The organism is Oceanobacillus damuensis, assembly GCF_001618145.1.
GTDB classification, from domain to species: domain Bacteria; phylum Bacillota; class Bacilli; order Bacillales; family Amphibacillaceae; genus Oceanobacillus; species Oceanobacillus damuensis.
Window position 1 is genome coordinate 90,373 of the sequence record NZ_LQNF01000009.1, and the last position, 26,184, is coordinate 116,556.

The 26,184-nt window shown below is 38.3% G+C and carries 32 protein-coding genes and 1 pseudogene; 20 read left to right on the forward strand and 13 right to left on the reverse strand.

The window, feature by feature from the left end; translation table 11 throughout:
- Nucleotides 1–144: 144 nt before the first annotated feature.
- The 8 genes from alaS (at nt 145) to greA (ending at nt 7,286) form a co-directional block, all read left to right on the forward strand.
- Nucleotides 145–2,784: an alanine--tRNA ligase gene (gene alaS, locus A4245_RS08620; protein WP_067727322.1), complete on the forward strand. Its 2,640-nt coding sequence runs from the start codon at nt 145–147 to the stop codon at nt 2,782–2,784.
- 97 nt (nt 2,785–2,881) lie between these two features.
- Nucleotides 2,882–3,151 carry an IreB family regulatory phosphoprotein gene (locus A4245_RS08625; RefSeq protein ID WP_067727323.1) on the forward strand — a complete coding sequence of 90 codons (270 nt, stop codon included), beginning with the start codon at nt 2,882–2,884 and terminating at the stop codon, nt 3,149–3,151.
- Nucleotides 3,148–3,561, forward strand: coding sequence for a Holliday junction resolvase RuvX (ruvX, locus tag A4245_RS08630; RefSeq protein WP_067727324.1), 414 nt, complete (start codon nt 3,148–3,150; stop codon nt 3,559–3,561). Before A4245_RS08625 ends, ruvX begins: the two co-directional genes overlap by 4 nt.
- Nucleotides 3,562–3,573: 12 nt before the next feature.
- Nucleotides 3,574–3,855, forward strand: coding sequence for a DUF1292 domain-containing protein (locus tag A4245_RS08635; protein ID WP_067727325.1), 282 nt, complete (start codon nt 3,574–3,576; stop codon nt 3,853–3,855).
- 253 nt (nt 3,856–4,108) lie between these two features.
- The gene (mltG, locus tag A4245_RS08640) at nt 4,109–5,227 is read left to right on the forward strand and encodes an endolytic transglycosylase MltG (RefSeq protein ID WP_067727326.1); all 1,119 of its coding nucleotides are present in this window, start codon (nt 4,109–4,111) and stop codon (nt 5,225–5,227) included.
- Nucleotides 5,228–5,298: 71 nt separating this feature from the next.
- A complete protein-coding gene (locus tag A4245_RS08645) occupies nt 5,299–5,940 on the forward strand; it encodes an O-methyltransferase (RefSeq protein ID WP_067727327.1) in 642 nt (213 codons plus the stop codon).
- 20 nt (nt 5,941–5,960) lie between these two features.
- On the forward strand, nt 5,961–6,590 hold the full coding sequence (gene udk / locus A4245_RS08650; protein WP_067727328.1) for a uridine kinase: 630 nt from the start codon (nt 5,961–5,963) through the stop codon (nt 6,588–6,590).
- 219 nt (nt 6,591–6,809) lie between these two features.
- Nucleotides 6,810–7,286 carry a transcription elongation factor GreA gene (gene greA, locus A4245_RS08655; RefSeq protein ID WP_067727329.1) on the forward strand — a complete coding sequence of 159 codons (477 nt, stop codon included), beginning with the start codon at nt 6,810–6,812 and terminating at the stop codon, nt 7,284–7,286.
- 56 nt (nt 7,287–7,342) lie between these two features.
- Here greA and A4245_RS08660 read toward each other — a convergent pair.
- The 3 genes and pseudogenes from A4245_RS08660 to A4245_RS08665 all read right to left on the reverse strand — a co-directional run.
- Nucleotides 7,343–7,714 (reverse strand): annotated as a pseudogene (locus A4245_RS08660) (hypothetical protein); the annotation flags it as partial.
- 129 nt (nt 7,715–7,843) lie between these two features.
- Nucleotides 7,844–8,017: a TcaA 3rd/4th domain-containing protein gene (locus A4245_RS20940; RefSeq protein ID WP_407668376.1), complete on the reverse strand. Its 174-nt coding sequence runs from the start codon at nt 8,015–8,017 to the stop codon at nt 7,844–7,846.
- Nucleotides 8,018–8,095: 78 nt separating this feature from the next.
- The gene (locus tag A4245_RS08665; RefSeq protein ID WP_067727331.1) at nt 8,096–8,773 is read right to left on the reverse strand and encodes a TcaA second domain-containing protein; all 678 of its coding nucleotides are present in this window, start codon (nt 8,771–8,773) and stop codon (nt 8,096–8,098) included.
- Between the two features lie 629 nt (nt 8,774–9,402).
- Between A4245_RS08665 and A4245_RS08670 the strand changes: the two genes are divergently transcribed.
- The 10 genes from A4245_RS08670 (at nt 9,403) to mtnN (ending at nt 15,343) form a co-directional block, all read left to right on the forward strand.
- Nucleotides 9,403–10,095 (forward strand): DUF4352 domain-containing protein, encoded by a 693-nt coding sequence (locus A4245_RS08670; RefSeq protein ID WP_067727332.1) that lies wholly within the window; start codon nt 9,403–9,405, stop codon nt 10,093–10,095.
- A gap of 253 nt (nt 10,096–10,348) precedes the next feature.
- Nucleotides 10,349–10,966, forward strand: a complete 618-nt coding sequence (locus A4245_RS08675) for a DUF4352 domain-containing protein (RefSeq protein WP_067727333.1) — start codon at nt 10,349–10,351, stop codon at nt 10,964–10,966.
- A gap of 21 nt (nt 10,967–10,987) precedes the next feature.
- The gene (locus A4245_RS20075; RefSeq protein WP_157087685.1) at nt 10,988–11,134 is read left to right on the forward strand and encodes a TadE/TadG family type IV pilus assembly protein; all 147 of its coding nucleotides are present in this window, start codon (nt 10,988–10,990) and stop codon (nt 11,132–11,134) included.
- Complete coding sequence (locus A4245_RS08680) at nt 11,104–11,292, forward strand: hypothetical protein (protein WP_157087686.1); 189 nt, start codon at nt 11,104–11,106, stop codon at nt 11,290–11,292. Before A4245_RS20075 ends, A4245_RS08680 begins: the two co-directional genes overlap by 31 nt.
- Before the next feature lie 21 nt (nt 11,293–11,313).
- On the forward strand, nt 11,314–11,988 hold the full coding sequence (locus A4245_RS08685; RefSeq protein WP_067727335.1) for a DUF4352 domain-containing protein: 675 nt from the start codon (nt 11,314–11,316) through the stop codon (nt 11,986–11,988).
- 62 nt (nt 11,989–12,050) lie between these two features.
- Nucleotides 12,051–12,659: a DUF4352 domain-containing protein gene (locus A4245_RS08690; RefSeq protein ID WP_067727336.1), complete on the forward strand. Its 609-nt coding sequence runs from the start codon at nt 12,051–12,053 to the stop codon at nt 12,657–12,659.
- 202 nt (nt 12,660–12,861) lie between these two features.
- Nucleotides 12,862–12,993, forward strand: a complete 132-nt coding sequence (locus tag A4245_RS20780) for a hypothetical protein (RefSeq protein WP_267886908.1) — start codon at nt 12,862–12,864, stop codon at nt 12,991–12,993.
- A gap of 253 nt (nt 12,994–13,246) precedes the next feature.
- Complete coding sequence (locus A4245_RS08695; protein WP_067727337.1) at nt 13,247–13,645, forward strand: hypothetical protein; 399 nt, start codon at nt 13,247–13,249, stop codon at nt 13,643–13,645.
- 293 nt (nt 13,646–13,938) lie between these two features.
- Entirely contained in the window at nt 13,939–14,625 is a 687-nt protein-coding gene (locus tag A4245_RS08700; protein WP_067727338.1) for a YrrS family protein, read from the forward strand.
- 28 nt (nt 14,626–14,653) lie between these two features.
- Nucleotides 14,654–15,343 (forward strand): 5'-methylthioadenosine/S-adenosylhomocysteine nucleosidase, encoded by a 690-nt coding sequence (mtnN, locus tag A4245_RS08705; protein WP_067727396.1) that lies wholly within the window; start codon nt 14,654–14,656, stop codon nt 15,341–15,343.
- 44 nt (nt 15,344–15,387) lie between these two features.
- On the opposite strand, the gene sigK is transcribed toward mtnN, so the two are convergent.
- From sigK to A4245_RS08755, 10 genes are all read right to left on the reverse strand, one after another.
- Complete coding sequence (gene sigK / locus A4245_RS08710; protein WP_067727339.1) at nt 15,388–16,092, reverse strand: RNA polymerase sporulation sigma factor SigK; 705 nt, start codon at nt 16,090–16,092, stop codon at nt 15,388–15,390.
- Between the two features lie 146 nt (nt 16,093–16,238).
- A complete protein-coding gene (locus A4245_RS08715) occupies nt 16,239–17,717 on the reverse strand; it encodes a UDP-N-acetylmuramoyl-L-alanyl-D-glutamate--2,6-diaminopimelate ligase (protein WP_067727340.1) in 1,479 nt (492 codons plus the stop codon).
- Between the two features lie 251 nt (nt 17,718–17,968).
- Complete coding sequence (gene mnhG / locus A4245_RS08720) at nt 17,969–18,319, reverse strand: monovalent cation/H(+) antiporter subunit G (protein ID WP_324609851.1); 351 nt, start codon at nt 18,317–18,319, stop codon at nt 17,969–17,971.
- Nucleotides 18,294–18,572, reverse strand: coding sequence for a Na(+)/H(+) antiporter subunit F1 (locus tag A4245_RS08725; RefSeq protein ID WP_067727342.1), 279 nt, complete (start codon nt 18,570–18,572; stop codon nt 18,294–18,296). The genes mnhG and A4245_RS08725 overlap by 26 nt, the downstream gene beginning before the upstream one ends.
- Nucleotides 18,572–19,048: a Na+/H+ antiporter subunit E gene (locus tag A4245_RS08730; RefSeq protein ID WP_067727343.1), complete on the reverse strand. Its 477-nt coding sequence runs from the start codon at nt 19,046–19,048 to the stop codon at nt 18,572–18,574. The genes A4245_RS08725 and A4245_RS08730 overlap by 1 nt, the downstream gene beginning before the upstream one ends.
- Nucleotides 19,049–19,053: 5 nt before the next feature.
- Nucleotides 19,054–20,538: a Na+/H+ antiporter subunit D gene (locus tag A4245_RS08735; RefSeq protein WP_067727344.1), complete on the reverse strand. Its 1,485-nt coding sequence runs from the start codon at nt 20,536–20,538 to the stop codon at nt 19,054–19,056.
- On the reverse strand, nt 20,531–20,869 hold the full coding sequence (locus A4245_RS08740) for a Na(+)/H(+) antiporter subunit C (protein ID WP_067727345.1): 339 nt from the start codon (nt 20,867–20,869) through the stop codon (nt 20,531–20,533). The genes A4245_RS08735 and A4245_RS08740 overlap by 8 nt, the downstream gene beginning before the upstream one ends.
- On the reverse strand, nt 20,869–21,309 hold the full coding sequence (locus tag A4245_RS08745) for a Na(+)/H(+) antiporter subunit B (RefSeq protein ID WP_267886909.1): 441 nt from the start codon (nt 21,307–21,309) through the stop codon (nt 20,869–20,871). Before A4245_RS08745 ends, A4245_RS08740 begins: the two co-directional genes overlap by 1 nt.
- The gene (locus A4245_RS08750) at nt 21,306–23,723 is read right to left on the reverse strand and encodes a Na+/H+ antiporter subunit A (RefSeq protein WP_067727346.1); all 2,418 of its coding nucleotides are present in this window, start codon (nt 23,721–23,723) and stop codon (nt 21,306–21,308) included. The genes A4245_RS08745 and A4245_RS08750 overlap by 4 nt, the downstream gene beginning before the upstream one ends.
- A gap of 316 nt (nt 23,724–24,039) precedes the next feature.
- Entirely contained in the window at nt 24,040–24,180 is a 141-nt protein-coding gene (locus A4245_RS08755) for a sporulation histidine kinase inhibitor Sda (RefSeq protein ID WP_067727347.1), read from the reverse strand.
- 384 nt (nt 24,181–24,564) lie between these two features.
- Between A4245_RS08755 and A4245_RS08760 the strand changes: the two genes are divergently transcribed.
- Together A4245_RS08760 and yqeH are read left to right on the forward strand one after the other, a co-directional pair.
- Nucleotides 24,565–25,080 (forward strand): YqeG family HAD IIIA-type phosphatase, encoded by a 516-nt coding sequence (locus tag A4245_RS08760; protein WP_067727348.1) that lies wholly within the window; start codon nt 24,565–24,567, stop codon nt 25,078–25,080.
- 2 nt (nt 25,081–25,082) lie between these two features.
- Nucleotides 25,083–26,183 carry a ribosome biogenesis GTPase YqeH gene (gene yqeH, locus A4245_RS08765; protein WP_067727349.1) on the forward strand — a complete coding sequence of 367 codons (1,101 nt, stop codon included), beginning with the start codon at nt 25,083–25,085 and terminating at the stop codon, nt 26,181–26,183.
- Nucleotide 26,184: the final 1 nt, after the last annotated feature.

The window sequence follows — 26,184 nt, forward strand, 5'->3', positions numbered from 1 at the left end:
AATGCAGAGAGGGGATTTTTTTTATTTTCTGCAACAAGAAAGTATAGCCTTGTTGTCCGTATTCGTGCAGCGAAGACATTCGCCCAAGGTTTAAGAATGCCTGGTTTTTTAACTAACATAATACATTTTAATGGAGGAATTTACATGAAGCAATTAAGTTCAGCTGAAATCAGACAAATGTTTATCGACTTCTTCAAAGAAAATGGCCATCGTGTGGAGCCTAGTGCTTCACTTGTTCCAAATGATGATCCAACATTACTATGGATCAATAGTGGAGTTGCCACTTTAAAGAAATATTTCGATGGTCGTGTAATACCCGAAAACCCAAGGATAGTGAATGCACAAAAGTCAATCCGTACAAACGATATCGAAAACGTCGGCTTTACAGCACGCCACCATACTTTTTTCGAAATGCTCGGAAACTTTTCCATCGGCGATTATTTCAAAAAGGAAGCAATTGATTTAGCATGGGAATTTCTGACGAGTGACAAATGGATCGGCTTTGATAAGGAACTGCTCTCAGTGACCGTTCACCCGGAAGATGATGAAGCATATGACATCTGGTTGAACGATATTAAATTGCCGAAGGAACGAATCATTCGCCTTGAAGAGAATTTCTGGGATATCGGGGAAGGTCCAAGTGGGCCGAATACAGAGATATTTTACGACCGGGGGCCGGAATACGGCAACGATCCGAGTGATCCTGAACTTTATCCTGGTGGGGAAAACAATCGCTATCTGGAAGTTTGGAATCTCGTTTTTTCACAGTTTAATCACAATCCGGATGATACGTATACTCCACTTCCAAAGAAAAACATCGATACAGGAATGGGCCTTGAACGACTGACTTCGATCATACAGGAAGTCCCTACAAATTTTGAGACGGATTTGTTTATGCCGATAATTCGTAAAACCGAAGAAATAGCCGATACCGTCTATGGGAAAGATCGTGCAAGTGACACAGCTTTTAAAGTCATCGCAGACCATATCCGAACAGTAAGCTTTGCAATTGGAGATGGAGCTGTCCCTTCAAATGAAGGAAGGGGGTACGTATTGCGCAGACTTGTGCGGAGAGCTGTACGATTCGCTAAAGAGATTGGGATTGAAAAACCATTTCTGTTTAGTCTAGTCGGAACAGTCGGAGAAATCATGAAAGATTTCTACCCCCAAGTACTGGAACAGCGTGAATTCATTGTAAACATCATAAAGGTTGAAGAGGAACGTTTTCATGAAACGCTGAATGAAGGACTTGAAATTCTGACAACAATTATGGACCGAGAAAAAGCAGCAGGAAATTCTGTGTTTCCGGGAGAAGAAGTTTTTCGCCTCTATGATACGTACGGGTTCCCAAAAGAACTGACAGAGGAATACGTAGAGCAACAAGGATTCACAGTCGATAAAGAGGGCTATCAACGTGAAATGGCTAAACAACGCGAACGTGCCAGAAGCGCAAGACAAAAGGTTGATTCCATGCAAGTACAGGATACGATCCTCAGTGAAATCAATGTGGACAGCGAGTTTATCGGCTACAGCCACATGGAAGTGGAAACAACAGTAGAAACAATCATAGGAGGTAAGGACGTTATCGAAACAGCCGCAAAAGATGATGAAGTTTTCCTGTTTTTGGAAAAAACTCCTTTTTATGCGGAAAGTGGCGGCCAGGTTGCTGATCATGGTTGGATATATACAGATACTGCTTCCGCATACGTCCTGGATGTGCAGAAATCGCCGAAAGGGCAAAACATTCATCGCGTTCAATTAAAGGACGGCGAAATCCGTACAGGCGACAAGGTGAAGGCGATTGTTGATTCGCGCTTTAGAACATCTGTAGTAAAAAATCATACAGCTACACATCTCCTTCATCAAGCACTGAAGGATGTGCTCGGAAAGCATGTAAATCAAGCCGGCTCATTAGTTACACCCGAAAGATTGCGATTTGATTTTTCTCATTTTAGTGGAGTTTCCAGTGATGAATTGAAGCAGATAGAACAAATTGTAAATGAAAAAATTTGGGAATCTATTTCAGTAGCCATTGATAATAAGAAACTTGATGAAGCTAAAGAGATGGGTGCAATGGCATTGTTCGGCGAAAAATATGGGGATGTCGTTCGCGTCGTACAGATTGGTGGGTACAGCCTTGAGTTATGTGGAGGCTGCCATGTTACAAACACGTCAGAGATAGGATTATTCAAAATCATCACCGAAAGTGGAATTGGTGCCGGCACCAGAAGAATTGAAGCTGTAACGAGCAAACATGCCTATGAATTTCTGAATCATAAACTCGCCTTATTGGCAGACTCAGCGGAATTAGTAAAATCAAATGAAGAACAGTTGCCTGAGAGAATCGAAAGCTTACAGCATGAATTGAAGGCGGCTCAGAAGGAAAATGAATCGTTAAGTGCCAAGTTATCAAATCTTGAGGCTTTATCGATTCTGGATCAGGTTAAAACTGTACAAGGAATTCCATTACTCGCTCAAAAGGTTAATGTGAAAGATATGAATCAGCTTCGAAACATGCTTGATGGGTTAAAACAAAAATTAACTTCCGGTGTCATACTGCTTGCTGCAGAAAATAATGGAAAAGTCCAATTGGCTGCTGGAGTTTCCAAAGATTTAATCGAAAGAGGATTACATGCGGGAAATCTTATTAAGCAAGCTGCAACGGTGTGCGGTGGTGGTGGCGGTGGCCGTCCGGATATGGCTCAGGCCGGCGGTAAGGATCCTGCCAAAATTGAAGAGGCACTTGTCTCAGCCAGACAATATATCACCGAGAACGTCAAATAACGATACAGTTTGAATCAAAAAAAGTAAAAAAGTATAATAATACCAATAAACATGTTAGAATGATGTTTAGAAGGCAAACTTGGAACGAGGTGTCACGATGAGTTCAATTGATAAAACGATGAAATTCAATTTTTCTGAAGAGCCATTTGATCAGGATATAAAAGATATTCTTTTGAAAGTTCATGGATCTTTGAATGAGAAAGGATATAATCCTATCAATCAGATTGTGGGTTATTTATTATCAGGTGACCCGGCGTATATTCCGAGATACAATGACGCCAGAAATCTAATCCGGAAAGTGGAACGGGACGAAGTTATTGAAGAACTTGTTAAATTCTATCTGGAACAGAACAGGGAGAGTAAATGAAATTAATTGGACTGGATGTCGGATCCAAAACGATCGGTATTGCGGTTAGTGATGCATTTGGATGGACTGCACAAGGATTAACCACAATCAGCTGGGATGAAAACAATATTTATTCCGCCGATGATGAATTAAAAAAGATTATAAAAGAGCATGAAATTGGTAAAGCTATTGTCGGCCTGCCGAAAAATATGAATGGCACCATAGGCGAGCGTGGAGAAGCTTCTCAAAGATATGCCCGGCATATAGAAGAGATTCATGGAATTCCGACAGCATTATGGGATGAAAGGCTTTCTACCATTGCTGCCGAACGCGTATTGCTGGAGGCAGATATGAGCAGAAAGAAAAGAAAAAAAGTTATCGATAAAATGGCAGCGGTAATGATACTTCAAGGGTATTTAAATCAGAGATAAAGGAGTGGTCAAATGGCTATGGAAGAAAAAGAAAGAATTATCATTCCCGACGAAAATGGCGATGAGCATTTATTCGAAGTCTTGTTTACATTTGATGTTGACGAGACGGAACAATCTTACATTGCAGTAGTGCCAGCAGAACAGGCTGAAGAGGAAGAAGTCGAAGTTTATGCATTCCGTTTCGAGGAACAGGACAACGAAGATTTTACGCTTTTTCCAATTGAATCAGATGAAGAATGGGAATTAGTGGAAGAAATGCTGAACACACTGGCGGACGAAGAAGACGAAGCGTAAGATTGTAAGTGAAAAAGCGGCTGATGTCAGAAATTTGACATCAGCTTTTGCTTGGATAGCAAGAAATTATTAACTTTGGCAGTCATTAATTCTAATACATACATGTCCATGTCCAGCTCCGATTCTTAAAAACGCATGAATAAGCAGGTACATTCGAGGCAGAAAAAACTATGCGCTTTTGTTTTAAACCACTATATTATGGATTAAAAATATCTTTTTTAGTATAATATAGCGGATGAAGGGGGGATACTGGATGTCTAAGAAAAAAAAGACTGGCAGTTTTAAGGAAAACCTTATTGCCAGAAGTGAAGAAGCCAGCACTGTCAGAAAGATCGTATTTATTATTCTTATAGGGATACTGTTAATATTGATTATTGGCGGGATATCAGGGTTTCTGTACGTTAAATCTGCCCTTGAACCAGTGGATCCGGAAAGTGAGGAGCAAATTACAGTAGAAATCCCAATTGGGTCTTCAACTTCAACCATATCCAGCATTTTGGAGGAAAATGGAATTATTAGGGATGGAAGGATTTTTCAATTCTATACTAAACTAAATAATGACGCTGACTTTCAGGCTGGGGAGTATACGTTTACACCTGCCGTTACTTTTGATGAGATTATTGAGTCATTAAAACATGGACGAGTTATGTTGGAACCAGTCCACACTGTTACGATACCTGAAGGTTTGACAGTTGATCAGATAGCACAAATATACAGTGAGAGATTTGACTTTACAAAAGAGGAATTTCTCGAGCAAGTTAATGATCAGGCATATATTGAAGAACTAATCGCCAACTATCCGGATCTTTTATCGGAAGATATACTCGACCCGGAAATCAGAACTCCACTGGAAGGTTATCTGTTCGCTTCAACATATAATTTCTATGAAGAAGAACCAAGTATAGAGACAATCATTGACGAGATGCTTTCCCAGACACAAAAGGTCTACGCAGAATATGCAGAGGACGTGGAGCAATTGAATTTCACGGTACATGAAGCATTAACATTTGCGTCACTCGTCGAAAGGGAGACTGCCAGCGAAGAACAGCGGCAGCAAATTTCCCGCGTTTTCTATAATCGAATGGAAACTGGGATGCCACTGCAAACAGACCCGACCGTGCTTTATGCCATTGGTGAACACAATGAAAGAGTGACATATGCGGATTTGGAAATTGAATCACCATATAATACGTATTATGTGGAAGCACTGCCCATTGGTCCGATTTCCAACTTCGCTGAAAACTCATTAAAGGCCGTCGTGGAACCTGCAGAATCGGATTATATGTATTTCCTTCATGACTCAGAAGGTAATATCTATTATGCGGAAACACATGAGGAACATCTTCAAAACAGAGATGCATACATCAATTGATATGGAAATGTGGAGCTGTCTTCACATTTCCCATTTTTATTGAGATATTTCTAATTAAAGAGGTAGCTAAGATGAACGAAAAGCTAAACAACTACTTAAATGAAATACATCCAAACGAGCATAATTGGATTAACGAACTGGAAATACAGGCGAAAAATGAAAATGTCCCGATTATGGACAGAGTCGGTATTAATTTTGTCATGCAATTGACCCGAACGTCTAAACCGGAAAAAATCCTGGAGATCGGAACGGCAATCGGCTACTCCGCATTAAGAATGGTGGAGGCCTGTCCGGATTGTTCCATTGTAACGATTGAAAAAGATGCTGAGCGCTATAAACAGGCTATTCTAAACATAAGCATTCAGAATAAACAAGATCAAATAAAAGTCATACTTGGTGATGCTCTGGATAAACTAATGGAGCTTTCTGCACAAAAACATAAGTTCGATTTAATTTTCATCGATGCTGCGAAGGGTCAGTACCAGCGATTTTTTGATCTTGCCGAGCCCATGCTGAATAAAAATGGAATGATTATTACAGATAATGTATTATTCCGAGGTTATGTGGCAGACCCAGAAGCTGTCCCAAAAAGATATAAAAAAATGGTAGAAAAAATAAGGAATTATAATACAATGCTGATGAACCATCCTAATTATAAAACTTCAATCGTACCTGTTGGGGATGGCGTAGCAGTAAGTCTTAAATTAACGTAAGGAAAGGTGCTATTAAGCCTATGAAAAATAAACCGGTAGTCATCGGAGTGGCTGGTGGAAGCGGCAGCGGGAAAACATCGGTAACACGTTCCATCTGCAAGCGATTTGCAGATAAATCGATTCTTGTCATCGAACAGGATTATTATTATAAAGACCAGAGCCATCTTCCACTGGAAGAACGATTGAATACAAACTATGATCACCCTTTGGCATTTGACAATGATTTATTGATAGATCATCTGCACCAGCTGATGGACAACAAAGCCATAGAAAAACCTGTTTATGATTATAAAATTCATACAAGATCTGCTGATATTATTCATGTAGAACCAAAGGAAGTTATAATTGTAGAGGGCATTTTAATTCTGGAAGATCCTAGACTGGTCGATCTGATGGATATCAAAGTATTTGTGGATACAGATGCAGACTTGAGGATTATAAGAAGATTGTTGAGAGATATAAAGGAGAGAGGCCGTACGCTTGATTCTGTGATAGATCAGTACATTAATAATGTCCGGCCATCGCATCTTCAATTTATCGAACCAACGAAGCGTTATGCCGATATCATTATACCTGAAGGTGGACAAAACCACGTAGCAATTGATATTATGGCTACAAAGATTGAAACAATATTATCAAATGACACTTAAAAAACTTGGTTGGCACCAAGCTTTTTCGGTGACAGCCATAGTTGCGCTTATGCAGGTTGGTGAGTTTGCACTTTCCTGCCTGCCAAGAAATAAATCAATCAAAAATATTGAAAAATTTAATCAAATCTGCCATAGTATTGATTAGTATATTCATACTACCCAACGCATAAGCTTTAAAGCTTATTTTTATTTGCACAGTGAAAAGAAGGAGTGTTTTTAATGGCTGTAGAGAAAAGTTATTATATGACTCAAGAGGGGAAAGAAAAGTTAGAGAAAGAATTGCATTTTCTTAAGACAGATAGAAGACAGGAAGTAGTGGAACGCATTAAAGTTGCACGTGACTTCGGTGATCTGTCCGAGAACTCCGAATATGATGCGGCAAAGGATGAGCAAGCCTTTGTTGAACAACGCATTACGCAAGTGGAGAAAATGATCCGAAATGCAGTTATCATTGAAAATGACAATGATAACCCAAACGTAGTATCTTTAGGGAAATCCGTAACCTTCGTGGAGTTACCTGATGGTGAAGAAGAAACGTTCACCATTGTTGGCAGCGCAGAGGCAGATCCATTTGAAGGTAAAATATCGAATGACTCTCCAATGGCGAAAAGCCTATTGGGACATGAAGTCGGTACAGAGGTTGCAGTTGCAACACCTGGTGGTGATATACAGGTAAAAATCGTAAAGGTTGACTAATATAGATAAAACAGAAAAAAAGCGGGGACATGCCTCGCTTTTTTTCTGTTTATTTGCTAATTTAATTTAAGAACTCTCTGATCGGACGTTGTAATTGTAAAATATAGATTTTCTTTCGATTCCAATTTCCACTCTATCTCTTCTTCATCATACAAAACTGTTAAAAGCGCTGTTCTTCTGAATTCATCTTTATCCAAGTCTCTCCATAACCAGCCGAGGTTTGAGTTCGGCACACGGAAAACATGGTGTACTCTCAACGTCATAATATATGCATTTAATTCATCTTTATATACCGGGTCTGATATTTGGCTCATATCATAGATAGCTTTGACAAGCTCCCCTTCATAATCCGGCCTTTCCAAATTTACCACATCGATATGGTCTTCTAAAGAAGCTTTCAGATTATCCGTTCCTCCTTCTGTTAGTAAAGAAGCATCTCTTTACGAAAGGGCTAATTGATATTGAGCAACCGTTTGGTTCAATTGTTCCATCAGCTCATTCAAATCTTCCTCGGAAAATGCATACAAAAAACATCAAAAATAAAATAATTATCCTGGTCAATTATATTCATCGCTTTTTACGACACCCCACGGACATTCTTTTCTAATTTCTAGTTTCACAGACCCGTCATTTGGAAATTCCCCTATGGATTGCTCACCTTCATTAAGGACAATATCAGTCTTTTCGCCATTTACATATAAAGTAAAATCATCAGCACTTGCATTAACCATAATTTCGGCAAGAGGCAGGTCGAAAGAACTTAAAACTGCTTCTTGTCCTTTGTCATAGAGATTTACTTCATTCGTGAATTAGGCTTTAGCATATGTATTATCAAAAAAGGCTTTCAATGAGTAGGAACCAGGCATGAACGGATCGAATCTTGCCTCAAATTCCCCGTTGTTTGTTGTTGCTACTTGTTCTTTATTAATATATAGTGTGATATTTTCATGATTTGTGTAAAGATAGATAAATGCCGGCACTACTTCCATTTTATAATCATCAAATACCAACCATCGTTTATCTTGCTTCGTTAGATTTAGTGTAGCGTACATATCGTCTGTGTATACGGAGGCATGATTACCGGATTCATTTGAGTTTATATTGGCCGCCTGCTGTTTAAATTTTTTGAGCAACTCTTCTTGTACTTCAGGATTTTCTTCCAGATAGGACAAAAATGCTGCTATGTTTTCTTCGGTTATCTCCATCGATTCATCTGCAGGTGTTAAAAAATTCATTAGTTGACTTATATCTGCATTTTTTACTGCTTCTTCAAATTCGGAAATTGCCAATTCTGGATTGTATCTATTACTTCCAATATTGTAAAAAACAATAAAGGCTATTAAGATAATTCCAATAATGCTACCGAATAGAATCTTTTTCTTAAGAGCAATGTTTCTTGCTTCATACTGTTCGGCCAGATCTGTGCCATATTCTGGACAATAATGTTTCGGGCCGGTTAATTTATAACCACAATTTGTACACTCCAACTCAATTACCTCCTGTTCTGTATTTAGAATATTGAATTCTTATTTATACTATCATACCGGTTTGTTTTAATAATGATACGATTAGACTGTTTATGCAATCTATTCAGTAGGTATTTAAGTTAGCTGTAATAGTGTATTGAGGTCTAAAGAGACAGGGAAGAGGATTTTTCTGAAATCAATGAATCAAAAAGTAAATTGAACGTGGAGTTAATATTACAAAATTATTACAATCCCGATTACTTTGTCACTTAAAAATGCTTTTAGATAATTATACCTAGTGCAAAATGGCTATAACATTACCAAATAATTCCTTTTTTAGAAATAGCTTAAATTAGAAAATGGAAAATTTTACTTATAAATTACTTTTCATATATTGGAAAATTTTAATGTAACCCGAATAAAATTACATAAAAATATAAAAACGTATGGAAAATGACTCATAATATAAATGAATAAAAGCAGATTATCTTTAATTAAAGATAAATTCCACACAAAAACAGGACTTAATTACTGTTTTTGTGGGTTGCTCTTAAAAAGATGTGACATATTTAGTAATATGATGTAGGACATATTTATTGAAAAAGAGATAAATTACTCGTACTAGAAACTAAGATGATGAGGTGTTAAGAATGAAAAAAGTTTTAATTACTATGACTATTTTAATTTTAACTATGGTGTTATTAGGTGCCTGTAGTGATAGTACTGAAGATGAAGAAACTCCGGTTAATGAAGAAACTACAGCTGATGAGGATACAACAGGAGATAATAAAGAGGAAACGGACACTGCTGCAGAAAACAACAATAAGGAAGATCAAGTCGATGAAGATGAGGAAACAGAGGTAAAGGATCAAGGTTCCACTAATGGTGGCTTTACAACAGGTACCGAGGATCAATTGGATTTATCGATTGGAGACACAGGCAGATTTGATTCTGACCTTACCACATATGAAATCACGCTGGAGAATGCAGAATTGGTTGATGAAATAGATGGTACAGCATCTCAGTTGGACGCATTCCTAATCGTTGAGTTAACAATTAAAAATACTGGTGAGGATACACAGTCTACCGATGATCTACTTTATGGTTTAGAAGTAACGGATAATCTCGATATGAGTGGTTACCAGGTTTACGGATATAATTTCGATGGCAGTAATGATTCGATAAAAATGGAACTTGCTCCAGGGAAGGAAACATCTGGTAAATTTTATGCGGAAACATATACAGGAGATACGTATTATTTCCTTCTTAGAACAGGGATTGCAGGATCGGGTTCAAGTAACCAGGTAACATGGGTTATCCCTAGTGAAGAGGTTAACCAATAGTTTAGTTTAATAATCCACTCTGCACCGGTATTAATATGGTGCAGAGCATACATAATTAATCCCATCTTAATTTGAAAATTAAATGGGTGTTGGAAGACTGAAAAAATAGGCTGGCATATTCTTTTTCTCTGCCTGTAAGTAAACAAGCATCCCAATAGTTTATTAATCTATATAGTACCGATATTACTTATGGTTTAGTGCATACATATTATTTCTTCAACTAAATCTGGAAATAAAATGGGAGGATAGAAAGATGGATAAAAAAATTTTTAACATAGTGGTTCTATTAATGGGAGTTTTGCTCCTATCGGCATGTGGAAATGGCGAGGATGCAGCTGCATCCATCCCGGTACCTGAGGAATTGATCGAGAATGAAGAACCATTGGCGATTAAGGATCAGTTTGACCTGTCAATAGGAGATAATGGCTGGGTGATTGATTATGCCAATAGGAATATTTTGGAATTCACCTTAAATTCAGTTGAAATTGCGACTGAAATTAATGGAGAAAGACCTAGAGGAAATGATTCGGCTGATGATGTCTATGTGATTGCCAACTATACGATGAAAAATCACGGAGACATTGAAATTCCGGGACAGGGTGTCGAATATCCGCTTTTGGTTGATGCTAAGGATAATCAGGAGATAGAAAATGATAGTTTCGAAGGTGATTTTCTGGGCACTGGGAATACAGGAATAGGTGTTGAAAATGCAATGAGTAAACAGAAACCAACAGCACCTGGAGAAGAAAGGACCGGAAATATAGTACTTCTCGCGAACTATGAGGTAGATACGTACATGATCTATTTCGGTGATGATGAGTACCAGAATAAACTGACATGGGAATTCGATGCAACTGAAGCAAAACGATAGGAATTCGTGGGAGCGATCACATTGAAACGTTTTTTGAAAAATAATCGAGGGAGTTTAACACTTGAAGCAGCAATGATTCTTCCTTTCTTTATTTATTTGCTCATCCAGAACGAAAAACAACTGAGAGAGCAATGGCTGTGCTTGAACATGACACCAATGCAGACTTAACACAAGCATCAACGTATATAACAGCAGATGCAACAGCATCAATTGAGTTATGGTTTATCCCAGGAATTATGGATATGCTCGGAAAGACAGGTGCACTTAGTGGTCGGGTTGAAGGGAAAATGTATTATATTGATAAGGAAATTAACTATTCATACTAATGGAATATGAGGTGAAAGGACATGGAAAAAGTATTAAAATTATTATCAGTTTTAATATTATGTGGAATAATTTTAGTAGCGTGCAGTAATGAGAATAATACAGAAAATAATAATAAAGCTAATGATAATGAAACCGAGGAGAGCGAAGAGAGCCAATCAACGGATATCACTACAGAAGATTCTACAAGCGAATCTGAGGAACAAGATGAGAATACAGAATCTGAAGAGCAAACTAAAGGTGGATTTTCTACTGGCATAGAGGACCAATTAGGATTTGCTATTGGTGATACAGGTCAGATAGATTCAGATCTAACAACTTACGAGATTACATTAGATGGTGCAAAAATAATTGAGGGTGAATTAGATGGAGAAGAATCCTTGCTCGATCATTTAATATTGCTTGATATAACATTGAAAAATACAGGGGAAGATACACAAACAGTTAAAGATCTAATGTATGGTCTTGAGGTAACTGAAGATATGGATAAAACAGGCAGGCAAGATGGGGCAGAGTATTTCGAAAGTGTCGAAGAAATGACAGGTAAACTTGCACCTGGTAATGAGGTAAAAGGTCAATTCATTACTGATATTTATGAAGCAGAAGAGTATTACTTCCGTTTAAGATCTGGAATATCGGGGTCAGGCAGCAGCAATCAGGTTATTTGGACAATACCCGCTGAAGAGGTGCAATGGTAATTGAATCTGCAAAACAATTTTAGTGAACTAAAATATTCTGCTAATAAAGGGGTACTTAAATTATGAAAAAATTATATGCATCCGTCTCTATTATATTCTTAGTTTCTGCCTTACTTGCTGCATGCAGTGATAGTGAGGCAGAAGAAAAGATTGATTTAAATAATACCGAAACACAAATACAAGATGAGGGGCAAACTACAGATAGCTCTTCTGAAACCAGCTTTAATTCAGAAACTGAAGATCAAGAAAATTTAACCATTGGTGAAACAGGAAGATTTGATTCCGATCTAACAACTTATGAGATAACATTAGAAAACGCAAAGATTGTGGAAGAACTTGATGATACACCCTCTCAATTGGCTGGGTTTATCATCTTGGATCTGACGATTAAGAACACTGGTGAAGAGACTCAATCTGTTCGTGATCTGCTATATGGTTTGGAAGTAACGAGTGATTTAGAAAGAACTGGCTACCAGGATTATGCGGACAGTTTTGAAAGTGTTGAGGAAATGGCTGGTGAACTTAAGCCAGGTGATGAAGTATCAGGTCAGTGGGTTACAATGATTGCCGAAGGAGATACACAATACTTCCGTCTCCGATCAGGGGTTGCTGGTTCTGGTTCAAGTAACCAAGTAACCTGGATTATAGCTTCAGAAGAGGCAAAGCAATAATTAAATTAATCTGCATCATAGGGACAGATGGTGCAATACATACAAAGTTAAAAAATTAAGGAAATTAGGGCGTTGCAATGGAAAAGTTCCTATACTTTTCACTATTTCTGGGTCAGCCCTACAAACTGGATGTGCAAGTTTAACAAAGGCTTCTGAAATCAGTGAGGTCTATCATATCGAAGCAGCAGAAGCACTTGCTGTATTGAACAAGGAAGAAGCAAATGATGCAATTCTCGCCATCGAATCGGATGAAGTTGAAGTCCTGATTGAAAAGACATGGATCAATAAAAAGTATAAGGAACTAATCGACACTATCAAACTATTGCTGATTTAGACGAGGAAGAAAAGCAACCCGCAACAGAAACGATAGATGAAGAAATCGAAAAACTGAAAGAATAATATCAATGAATTAGTTATTATTAGAGACGTAGCTTATCCCGCTAAGCTTGAGTGGCACATATATTGATTTCCTGATTAATGGTCTACTTACAATGCTCAGTCAGAATACAGATGACACCGACTGACTTCGAAATCCTAAAAAAAAAATATTAGTACCATAAAAATAACACAGCAAACGAATAGATGTCATGACAAATTCAATTTGGCAAAATGAATGTGATATAAATGTGATTCATTTAAAAATAGTGTGTGTTCAGTATGCTCAATGGAGGCAGCAAGTAGTCGATAATATTGGTGAATCTATTGGCAATGTAATTGAAAATATAATTTTGGCAGTCGTAAAGGCTCTCATGTCCTTCATTATTTTCATGCGGGATTTCATATTGGATATTGGCATGACAGATAATATTGGACTTGCTACCGGAATAGCACTTGGTATACCGATCTTAATGGGAGTTGTGATTATAGGTATTGTCATCGGTCCGAAGCATGAATATCTCCTGCAAAAAGAACGGAGACGCAATAATCAGCGGAATATGCGTTATAATCAATTTAAGCAAATAAAAAAATGGCTAAACAAAAAATAAATATGCTAAATTTTTGCAGAAATAGTCAGTTGATACAGTAGTGGGTGTGATGTGGCTTGGCAGTTACTGTAAGAGAATCTTAAACAATTATTGTGATAGTGGAAGACTGCTATTATTCCTGTAATTGCTCTCTTAATCAGATTTCGGTATTAGTAGTTTGGTTTATTGGTCCTGTCATATCTATGCCCGGTATAATAACGGTAATTAATATTATTCAACCCTATAATTTTGTTTTAAATCGGCATATAACCTATAATATGATACTATATTAATGTTAATAGGAGGGAATAGAAATGGGCAAATCTGACAACCATTCAAGATTGAACAAATTTGAAAAACGTAGAAAAAATACAAAGGCAATTTCTATTTTCCTTATAGTTGGAGCAATTCTCCTGATCATATTGCTGGGTATATGGTTTTTCGGAGGCGGCAATGAGGAAGCTGGTAATGAACAGGCGGCAAACGAGGGAGAGGAATCATCCGATTTCCTTAATATGGAGCCTTCTGATGAAGAATCCAATGACAATGGAATAGATGGTGATTCAGCAACCAATGACGATGCCGATAATGAAGAATCTACTGAACAAACTGAATCGGAAGAAGAAAAAGCCAATGAAGACGAAGAAGAGGAAAATACAGAAACCGAACCGGCAGAACCTTCTGATGACAATGTAGCTGAAGCTTATACAGGTGACTGGGAACCAGTAGGCACAGAACAGGAAGGACCACATACTACTAATTATTCAGATGGTTCGCAGGATCGTATTGAGATTAAGCGGGCCGCATCTACCGCAACAGGAATCGATGAAAGTGAAATGGTAGAATGGTGGGTCGAGAACGGCGGAGACCAAAAAGTTGTCGCTACTGTTTCGGATAGCGAGGAGACGAATGTCTATCGTGTTTTCATGAGCTGGGTGGACAATGAAGGCTGGCAACCGACGAAGGTAGAACTTCTTATTGAAAATGATAAAAAACAATAATTTGGATAACGAATTTGGAGGACACATCATGAAAATCGGTATTATTGGTGCAATGGACGAAGAAGTTGCACTTTTGTTGGAAAGCATGACGGATAAGAATGAACAAACAGTTGCTAATTGTCTGTTCGTTGAAGGGAAAATACAGGATAAAGATGTTGTATTACTAAAATCAGGGATTGGCAAAGTCAATGCAGCGATGGCAACAACGATTATGCATGAGCGCTTTTCACCCAGCCATGTTATCAATACTGGGTCAGCTGGAGGATTTGCAGAAAAACTGGAAGTAGGGGATGTAGTAATCTCTACGAAGGTCGTTCACCATGATGTTGATGTGACAGCTTTTGACTATGCTTATGGACAGGTTCCAGGTCTTCCTGCGATGTATACAGCTGATCAACTGTTAATTGACCAGGCTGTCTCTGCCATCAGCGACATTGAAATTAATTATGAAAAAGGAATCATTGCAACTGGCGACGCTTTTATGGAAGATCCGGAAAAAGTAGCATTTGTACGCACTAAGTTTCCTTCCATGCTCGCTTCTGAAATGGAAGCAGCTGCAGTTGCACAGGTCTGTCATCAATATGGGAAACCATTTGTAATTATCCGTGCATTGTCTGATATTGCAGGAAAGAAATCGTCGCTCTCTTTTGATCAGTTTCTTGATAAAGCGGCCAAAAATGCAGCACAATTAATTATGACTATGATTAAAGACATGTAAACAATAAAGCAGGAGCGCCAAATCGTATATTTAGCGCTCCTGCTTTAATTTTGTCTTTCCTTCCGATAATACTCATGAAAAACTTTCATTAATGCTCTTTTTTCAATCCTTGATACATAGCTTCTTGAAATGTTTAGCTTTTTGGCTATTTCTCTTTGGGTCATTTCATTGTGGTCGTTTAGCCCATAACGGAAAATGATAACTTCACGTTCACGTTTATCGAGAACGGAGAAATACTTTTGCATTTTTGCAATTTCCATATTCAGTTGGATATACTCGATGACATTGTCGTTTTCCGCTTCAAGAATATCAATTAGGCTAATTTCATTACCTTCTTTATCCTGACCAATCGGATCATGCAGGGACACGTCTTTTTTGACCTTTTTCAGTGCGCGAAGATGCATAAGTATTTCATTTTCAATACATCTTGCTGCATACGTAGCCAGCTTCGTACCTTTGTCAGAAGAGAAACTTTCAACACCTTTGATTAATCCAATGGTACCGATTGATATTAAATCTTCCATATCTTCTCCTGTATTTTCAAACTTTTTGACGATATGTGCAACTAGGCGCAAATTATGTTCAATTAACTTATTTCTCGCTGTTTCACTGCCATTTTGCATTTCCTGAATGTATTTAGCTTCTTCATCAGAGGGCAGGGGCTGTGGGAATGCATGGTTCTTAACATAGGAAACAAAAAAGAGGGCTTCTTTAATCAGAAGAGCAAGAACAGATAAAATCCCGGACAAACACGATCACCTCCCAGGTAAATAGGCTGCTTCAAAAAGGAAAAGATGTGGTGTGGGTATTTGCCTATATAACATCTTTATGAAGCTTGGGAGTAATTCGTGTCTGTCCATGATAATAATCTTATAGAAGGTTTTATGAATAAATTTTACACTTTAAAATGAAACTTTGACATACATTTTTCCAAGGCAATGTCCATGTCACTATGCGGGTATTTTTTGTCTTCGATAATTTGATAATCTTCCTGTCCTTTCCCGGCAATTATAACAATATCACCAGGTTCACTTATTTCGATTGCCTGCAGTATCGCCTCTTTGCGATCCGGAATTAGCTCGTAATTGTCGTGCTGCATGCCTTTTTCCATATCGTACAAAATGTCAGCAGGGTCTTCAAAACGCGGATCATTGATCGTAAGAATCACATAATCGGCAGCAGATGCCTTTTCAGCCATGATCGGTCGCTTCAACGGGTCCCTGTTACCACCAGTACCTGCAACAAAAATTATTCTGTTTTGTTTGAAAGGAGCAACGGAAGAGATTGATTTTTCGATTGCATCTGGTGTATGTGCATAATCAATATATACACGGATCGGTATGTCAACATCCAACTTTTGCATTCTGCCATTAATTTGTTCGATATCCTTCACCGTTTTAGCTAAGTCTGCTACTGCATAATCACCTTTTGCATAGACAGAAGCTATCGCAGCCAGTATGTTGTAAACATTAAATTCCCCAAGCAGCTTCGTTTGGATGGGATATTTCCCTTCCGGTGAGAGTAAAGTGAAATATGTTGCATCCTCATAATATCTTATATCAACCGCTTTGAAATCTGCGTCACTGTATATAGCATACGAAATGACTTCAAATGGAGTCATTGAGTTATACGTTACAAACCAGGATTCATCCTTATTCAGTACGGCCGCTTTATGCTTCGATAAATCATTGCCCAGCTGGGAGAAGAGGAGACTTTTTGTATTGCCGTATTGATCCATTGTATCGTGATAATCTAGATGGTCCTGGGAAAGATTAGTAAATGTTACGATATCAAAATCAATTCCCCACAACCTTCCTTGTATTAATCCGTGGGATGAAACTTCCATAATCATATGGTCAATTCCGAGATGGTGTGCCTTATGAAGCATCTTCTGGTTCGTCAAGACATCACAAGTGGTATTATTGCTTGGTGAGATCTCATTGTCAAAATCGAAACCGTTTGTCCCTGATAATGCGACCTGGCTATTATTCTTTTGCAGGAGATGCTTCATGAGAGTTGTTACGGTCGTCTTCCCATTTGTTCCGGTTACACCGAATAAAGTCATGCGTTGAGAAGGATAGCTGTAAAATTTACTAGCCAGTATTGCTAATGCCTTATAGGAATCTTTTACTACAATGAGAGCAGTTTTGTCTAAGTCCATTTCAAGCATCTCTTCCGCAACAATGATCGTCGCTCCATTTTTAATCGCCTCTAAATAATAATCATGGCCATCCACCGTATATCCTCGTAAACATGCAAATAATGAATTTGGTTTAGACTCTCTGGAGTCATGATGAATTGACCCAATCGTTTTGGGTAGCTGTCCATAAATTTCTTTTATTTTCAAGCTTGATAATAACTCATATGTATTCAATGTAAAAACCCTCTCGTATCATTTATTACTTATCACCATACAGTTCGTTGCAGCCGTTATTTTAATATACCCCTATTTGAAAAATTTTAACCGATTAATGCAGAAAACGGGCTTTTTGAATTATTTTTGAAAATTTAGTTCCATGTCAATAATGGTTGGGGATGCAGAAAATAAAAAAGGGGAAAAAAGGGGATAAAAAATTGAATCCTCTAGAAGCTAGAATTCAATTTTTATCCAATATACATATTTACTCAATCTTCATATCTTTCTTTTAAATCATCACCAATCGTATTTTTTGAAAGAGGGACACCGCTTCGATACGCTGAGCGGTTTACCATTAGGGACGACAAGGGGGCTGTCATGAAAATAAACAGAATAGCCAATAGTATTTTGGCATTAACAATACCCTGACTCATAAAATAAAGAAATGCCGCAACCATAATTGTCATAACACCGAGCGTTGCACTCTTTCCGGCTGCATGTGTTCTGCTGTACACATCGGGAAGTCGGATAAGCCCGATGGCACTTAGTAAAGTAAAGAAAACACCTATTACAATCAGTATAACGATTACTGTTTCAATCACCGCGTTCAAAAACAGCACCCCTTTCCAAGAATTTCGATAATGCTACTGTTCCTACGAAGGAGAGTATGCTCAGAACAAGTACCACATCAGAATAAACGATAGTATCTTGCAGAATCATAAGAATACCTATAAAACCCACCAAAGTAACGCCGATAGCATCAAGACCTAAAATACGATCGGCAATGGAAGGGCCGATGAGCGTACGTACAAAGAAAACAAGCAAGGCAACTGACATCATAACTAATGCAGCCATTAAAATTATCTCAAACATTATTTTGTCACCTCCATGATTGCCCTTTCGAATGTATTATGAATCTGATCCACCATTTCATCCTTATTCGGAACATCTATGGAGTGCACATAGATGGTTCTGGAGTCATCCGAAAAATCCATTGATACAGTACCGGGTGTCAGTGAAATTAGAGCTGCAAGGATGGATACCTCCAGATCAGTATCAAGTTCCGTGGTAACTGCCACAATGGCCGGCTTATTGTTTAGATTAGGGCTTAATACGATTCTGACAACATCAATATTTGCCTTAATTAATTCTTTGAAAAACAACAAGATCAGTTTCATCACAGCCCAGACTCGGATGAAATAAAAATCGAATAACAGAAAACGTCTTATGACGAATAAAACGAATATACCAACTACATAACCTATGAAAAAGCTTAGTGCCGTATAATTATTTTGCAGGAACATCCAAATAACGGCAATAAATACATTTAATAAGACTTGAAAAGCCATAGCAACTACTCCTTAAGAACAGATTCGATGTAAATGGATGGGTCCATGATTTGTTCAGCCACTTCCAATGAATACACGAACATAGGCTCAGCAGCAAATCCAAGTATGATTGTCAGTGCTACAAGCGGTGCAATCGGAAGCAATAGTTTACCAATCGGAAGTCTAGCTTGTTCCTCAGTATGTTTCTGTTCACCCCAAAAAGCATAACTGAAAATCTTCATCATAGAAAACAGTGTTAATAATCCTACCAACAATGCCACTCCAGATATTACGTACTGTGCTTCTTCAAAACCTGCTAAAATAATCGGGAATTTACTGAAGAACCCACTTAGTGGCGGAATACCTGCTAGCGATATTGCCGTAATGAAGAACATCCAGGCAAGCACGGGGTGGGTCTTAAGTAATCCACCCATTTGCTTCAGATCTGTAGTGCCAGTAACTCTCTGCGCAACACCTGCAAATAGGAATAGGGCAGTTTTTACAATCATATGGTGGGCAATATAATAAATCGCTCCAGCAACTGCAAGGGGAGTAAATATCCCGAGACCCATTACCATATATCCTACCTGACTGATGATATGGTAGGAAAGAATTCGTTTAAAGTCAAACTGCGATACTGCACCAAGAACACCAAATAACATAGTAAACCCGGCAATCGTCACAATTATACCTTTGTGTGTGTAACCAGGATCATGATTAAAGATTAAAGTAAATGTTCGGATAATCGCATAAATACCAACCTTGGTCAAAAGTCCGCCGAATAGAGCGGCAATTGCCGCTGGTGGCCCATAATATGACCTTGGAAGCCAAAAATACAGTGGAAAAAGGGCACCTTTCATTGCGAAAACAATGAGAAACAGGATAGCAACCACATTCAGTACTCCGGACTGTTCCAATTCTGCAACTCTTTCAGCGAGGTGCGCCATGTTAAGTGTTCCGGTAATAGAATATGTCCAAGCAATTGCGACGATAAACAACGCTGATGCAAATACATTGATAATAACGTATTTGAATGACTCACGAAGCTGATAGCTTGTACCTCCATGCACAATCAGTGCATAGGATGCAATAAGCATTACTTCGAAAAATACAAATAGGTTAAATAAATCACCTGTTAAAAATGCGCCGTTCACTCCAATCAAAAGAAAGAAGTATAGGGGATAAAAGTAAAATTTTTCCCTCTCGGGTGAAATCGTTTTGAAAGCAAAGAACAAACAGACTGTACTTACCAGTGTGGACAGTAAAACCATCAACGTGGATAAAAGGTCTGCAACCATAACAATCCCAAAGGGTGCGGGCCAATTACCCAGTTCAAGTACGATCAGTCCATCCTGATATACGACTACAGCAAGATAGATGGAAATTGCCAGCAGAACCAGAGCGGATATTCCGCTGACAATTCGCTGCAATTTATGATGTTTTGTCAATAATATTAAAACTGCTCCGATAACAAATGGAAAGATTATCGGGAGTATAACTAGATTATTCATCTGCAGAACCCCTTAATTCGTCTAAATCGTCTGTGTTATGCACTTTAAAAGTACGATAAGCCATAACAAGTAATAATGATGTTACACCAAAGCTTATAACAATCGCTGTAAGCACAAGAGCCTGGGGCAGGGGGTCTGTATATGCATCAGCCTGAAAATTCAGGAAAGGAGATGCACCCCTTTGCAGGCCGGACATTGTCAGCAAGAGCAAATGAACGCCATGTGACATTAGCAAAGTTGCCAGAGTTACCCGGAGTAAGCTTCTGGATAGAAATAAATAGATGCTGACTGTAAAAACGATACCGATCATAATAGACATCAATATTTCCATTATTTATCATCCTCCGCAATCGTCAAGATTATCGTTAGTGCACTTCCAACCACCACAAAATAAACTCCTAAATCAAAGGGAAGTGCGGTTGTAAGTTCGGCTTCTCCCAGTATTGGCAAATGAAAATAGTCGAAAAACTGGGTTAAAAATGGGTAACCGAATAACATTGTGACGATTCCGGTTCCTACAGCCAACAACAAACCTGCTCCAATCATGGTTGTAAAGTTGATGGGGATAGCTTTTGTAATTGTCTTCATATCAAAGGCCAAGTACATGATCAATAAGGCACTGGCAGTCATTAACCCACCGATAAACCCGCCTCCTGGATTATTGTGTCCAGCGAGTAACAGGTAAATCGAGAAGGTGATAATAATAAGAATAAGTATTCTTGCAAAGATTTGAAGCATAACGTCATTGGATTTTATTTGTTTTTGTCTCACACATCTTCACTCCCTTTTAATCGGAGTTTAATCATGGTTACAACAGCAAGTGCTGCAATACCCAATACCAGTATTTCAAGCATCGTATCAAGTCCACGGAAATCAACCAGAATTACATTGACAATGTTGTATCCGCCAGCCAGTTCTTTGGCATTCTCTATGAAATACTCGGATATGGAAGGGAATCCAGCGCCACTTCCCATAGCAAAAGCACTTATCGAAACCATCGTCATGATCGCTCCGAATCCTACAGAGATGATAAGCTTCAATACGCTTAACCGTTTATTCACGGGCTCTTTTTTCAGTTTAGGCAGATGGTAGAACACAAGCATAAACAGTACTACAGTAACCGTCTCTACCAGCAGCTGTGTTAAAGCTAAGTCAGGTGCCCTGAATACGACAAACATAAGCGCTACTACGAAACCTGCAACACCAGTTACGATAATGACACCGATGCGGTTATTGATAAATGGTACAGAAACGACAGAACCGATAAATATGATAGAGATCACCCACATATATGGATCGATAGGTGATAAATTTGATGTATCAACCGAAAACACATCATAACGGTACATGGTGTATCCCAGGACAAGGATAATGAAACTGCACATATACATAAAGTAATCTCGAAGACGGCCAGTCATCTGTATTCTGGTTATTCCTTGAGCTCCTTTAACCAGACCATCATACCCGCCATCATAAACTTGGTTGAATATATCACGTTCCCCTTGATAAAAAGCTGATTTGGACCACTTTTTCATTGTAAGGAAAATTAATGTTCCGAGGATGACCACAGCAATAGTCATGAATAATTCGGGAACAAATCCATGCCAGTGGTGGATATACACGTCAAAAACCTCACCAGGAGCCAAAATCCCAGGCAAAATTGCTGCCATTGCCGGCTCTATCAAAGAATAGGCAAGGATATTCGGGAAAAGGCCAAACACGACAACCAGCAGTCCAAGAATAATGGGGCTGACCAACATACCAAAAGGTGCTTCATGAACATGATCCACGTCAAGCTCTTCAGGTTTGAATTTACCTGTGAATGTCTTAAAGAACATGATTAAACAGTATGCAAAAGTAAATACGCTAGCAATCCAAGCTAAGACCGGTAAAATAATTCCGAAGCTTTCCAGACTGAAAATACCAAACTCTGTAGCATTCAACATAGAGGTAAAGAACAGTTCTTTACTTAAGAAACCATTGAATGGCGGTAATCCAGCCATTGAGGCCAGTCCGACAAGTGAAATCGTAGCAGTGACGGGCATGATCGTCATGAGGCCACCAAGCTTACGAATATCACGAGTGCCTGTTTCATGATCAATAATTCCAGCGGTCATAAATAAGCTGCCTTTAAATGTAGCGTGATTTATAAGATGGAATACAGCAGCAAGTATCGCAACAGTATATAGCGCATTGTCCCCATCATTGAAATAATATGCAGCTGAACCTACACCAAGCAGACTCATAATTAACCCGAGCTGACTGATCGTTGAGAACGCCAGAATACTTTTTAGATCTTTTTGCCTTATTGCCGATACGGAACCCCACATTAAAGTCGTTAAACCGGCAAGCGTAATAATCCAGAACCACTCTGCACTCCCTCCAAAGACAGCAGTCAGGCGTGCAACTAAATAAATACCAGCTTTAACCATTGTTGCAGAGTGCAAATATGCACTTACCGGTGTAGGTGCCTCCATTGCATCTGGCAACCAGATGTGGAATGGAAATTGGGCTGATTTCGTAAAAGCACCAAGCAATACTAAGATCATCGCTGGCAGGAAAAGCTCACTGCCGGTCACCAATTCGACATTCGCGATAATCTCTCTAATACTGAACGTACCAGTCATAACATAAAGCAGTGAAAAACCACCAAGCATGGATAGGCCGCCAAAAACAGTTATAAACATTGATTTTTGAGCGCCATATGTGGATTTTTCACGGTGGAACCAGTAGCTGATCAATAGAGAAGATGCAATACTTGTCACTTCCCAAAACACATAAATAACAATGATATTGTCAGATAAAACAACTCCGAGCATTGCCCCCATAAACATCAAAAGATATACGTAGAAATTATTCAATTTTTCTTTTACTTTAGATAAGTAATAAATAGAATACAGTACAACCAGTGTACCTATTCCTGTAATCAGCAGTGCAAATAACAGACTTAGTCCGTCAATATACAGTGCAAAGTTTATTCCAAGGGAAGGAACCCAAGGAACCGAACGTAGAATTACATCGCCGGAAGAAGTTACAGGTATAAATGACAAAAAGTAGACAAACAACACGAGAGGCAAGATCAGAACAAACCAGCCCGTGTGAATTTTCTTAAGGTATTTATAGAAAAATGGAATAAAGATGGCTAACAAAAAGGGGGAGATTGTAGCCCAATGTAGTAGTGTCATTTGAAATTCCTCCTTTTTAAACAATTAATCACGACTAATGTAGTATGGATTTTGGCTCGAAATCTATGCGGTTTCTGAACTATTTAACAGTATAACCTATATTTTAAGCACATGCATGCATAACATCACCAACGGTAAGACCTAATCTTTTACTTTATAAATAAGAAGAAACAGGGATATTTCATCAAAAAAAATTATAAATTCATCAGAATGCAACTGCAGATAGGAAAGTTTGCTTTTCCTATCTGCAGAAAAAAACCGGCTTCCAATAGTGCAGAACTGGAAACCGGCTTTTGTTTTTTGTTTTATATAAAGTTTAGCCAGAGAATTTAATTTTATGAGCTAATGATCTTTTATGAATCTCTTCTTCAAATAAAGAGAGGAAATCAGGGCTTAATTTTAATTCACATGCTGTATAGTAGGATTCCAGCAATAATTCATCTGATAAGTTTTCCATCATACAGCCCTCCTAATTATATTATGTCTTGAAGTTATTAATAATTTAACATGTTTCATAAAGCAGGACAAGGCGCAAGTTATCTACATATGCTTGTAGATAACTTGTGTATAAAGCTGTTATCAAAACTGTTAACTGCTCACCTTAAACCTTTTTTAATGTTAGCAAAGTTATCCACAGTGAAAAGAATGCAGGAATTTGTCGAACGATTCTTTCTGATATTGACAATAAATCAGTTATTTCTTTTATTTTTTACTCATATAGATATAATTTAGTTGTATATATGGTTAATCAGCCGTTTTCACTGTAAAACTATAGTAAGATTAGGTTATAATGAGATATTGTATTTAGGTGATACCAATTGAACGCATTGAGGTGTATGACATGTTAACGTATTTTTTGCCAAATCAGCATGTAAAAAGTGTTTTCGACATTCAACCGGAAACATTGAAAAAACAGGGAATTAAAGGAATTATTACTGATTTGGATAATACACTGGTGGCCTGGGATGTAAAAGATGCCACACCGGAGGTTATCCAGTGGTTTAAATCAATGAAAGATCATGATATAAAAGTTACGATCATTTCAAACAATAATCAGGAACGGGTGCAGGTTTTTTCCGAACCATTAGGAACCCCTTTTGTATTTAGTGCAAGAAAACCTTTAAGTAAGGCATTTAAAACTGTAGCAAAGGAAATGGAATTAAAGAAGGAAGAGGTTGTCGTCATTGGAGATCAGCTGTTAACAGATGTGCTTGGCGGAAATCTTGCCGGCTTTTTTACGATTCTTGTTGTTCCAATCGTACAAACCGATGGGAAGATAACTCGTTTTAACAGGAAAATCGAACGAAGAATCCTGAACTATATGCGGCGCAAAGGGAAAATAAGTTGGGAGGAATAGATTTGGAACATATTTATTGCCAGGGGTGCGGCGTGCAAATCCAAACAGACAATCCGGATGCTGCAGGTTATACACCACCTTCATCATTAGAAAAGGAAAACATATTATGCAAGCGTTGCTTCAGATTAAAACATTATAACGAGATCCAGGATGTTTCAATCACGGATGATGATTTCCTTCAAATGGTAAGCACAATCAGAGATGCAAACGGCTTGGTTGTTCATGTTATTGATATTTTTGATGTAAATGGGAGTCTGATCAAGAGCCTCCCAAGGATAACAGGAGATAATCCTATTTTACTTGTTGGAAACAAACTCGATCTATTGCCCAAGTCTGCCAATCGCAACAAATTGGAACAATGGCTGCGATCTGAAGCAAAAGATGCTGGGATTAAAGTAAAAGATGTATTCCTGATTTCCTCTTCGAAAGGAACAGGCATAGAAGAACTAACTGTTCAAATCGAAAAGCACAGAGAAAATAAAGATGTATATATTGTTGGTACAACCAATGTAGGAAAATCAACATTCATTAATCGTCTGATCAAGCAAACGACAGGGTTAAAAGATGTTATTACCACTTCCTATTTTCCCGGGACCACTCTAGGGTTTATTGAGATTCCTTTGGATGACCAATCCTCTTTAATTGATACACCAGGTATTGTCAATAAACAGCAGATCGCCCATTATATATCCGAAGAAGATCTGAAAGTAATCACTCCCAAAAAAGAAATTAAAGCCAGAGTGTATCAACTCAATAGTGAGCAGACACTGTTTTTCGGTGGACTGGCCAGAATCGACTTCATCAAGGGGGACAGGCAGTCATTTGTCTGCTATTTCTCCAATGAACTGCCGATTCATCGGACAAAGCTGGAGAAGGCTGATGAGTTGTATGAAAATCATATCGGTGAGCTGCTTTCACCCCCTAATGCAAAAACAATGGAACAATTGCCTAAGCTCACTCCGAGCACGTTTAAATTGAACAGTGAAAAGATGGATATCGTATTCCCTGGTTTAGGGTGGGTAAGTATTTCAGGGGAAAATACTACAATTACAGCACATAGTCCAAAAGAAGTTTCGGTCTCCGTGCGTAAATCACTTTTATAAG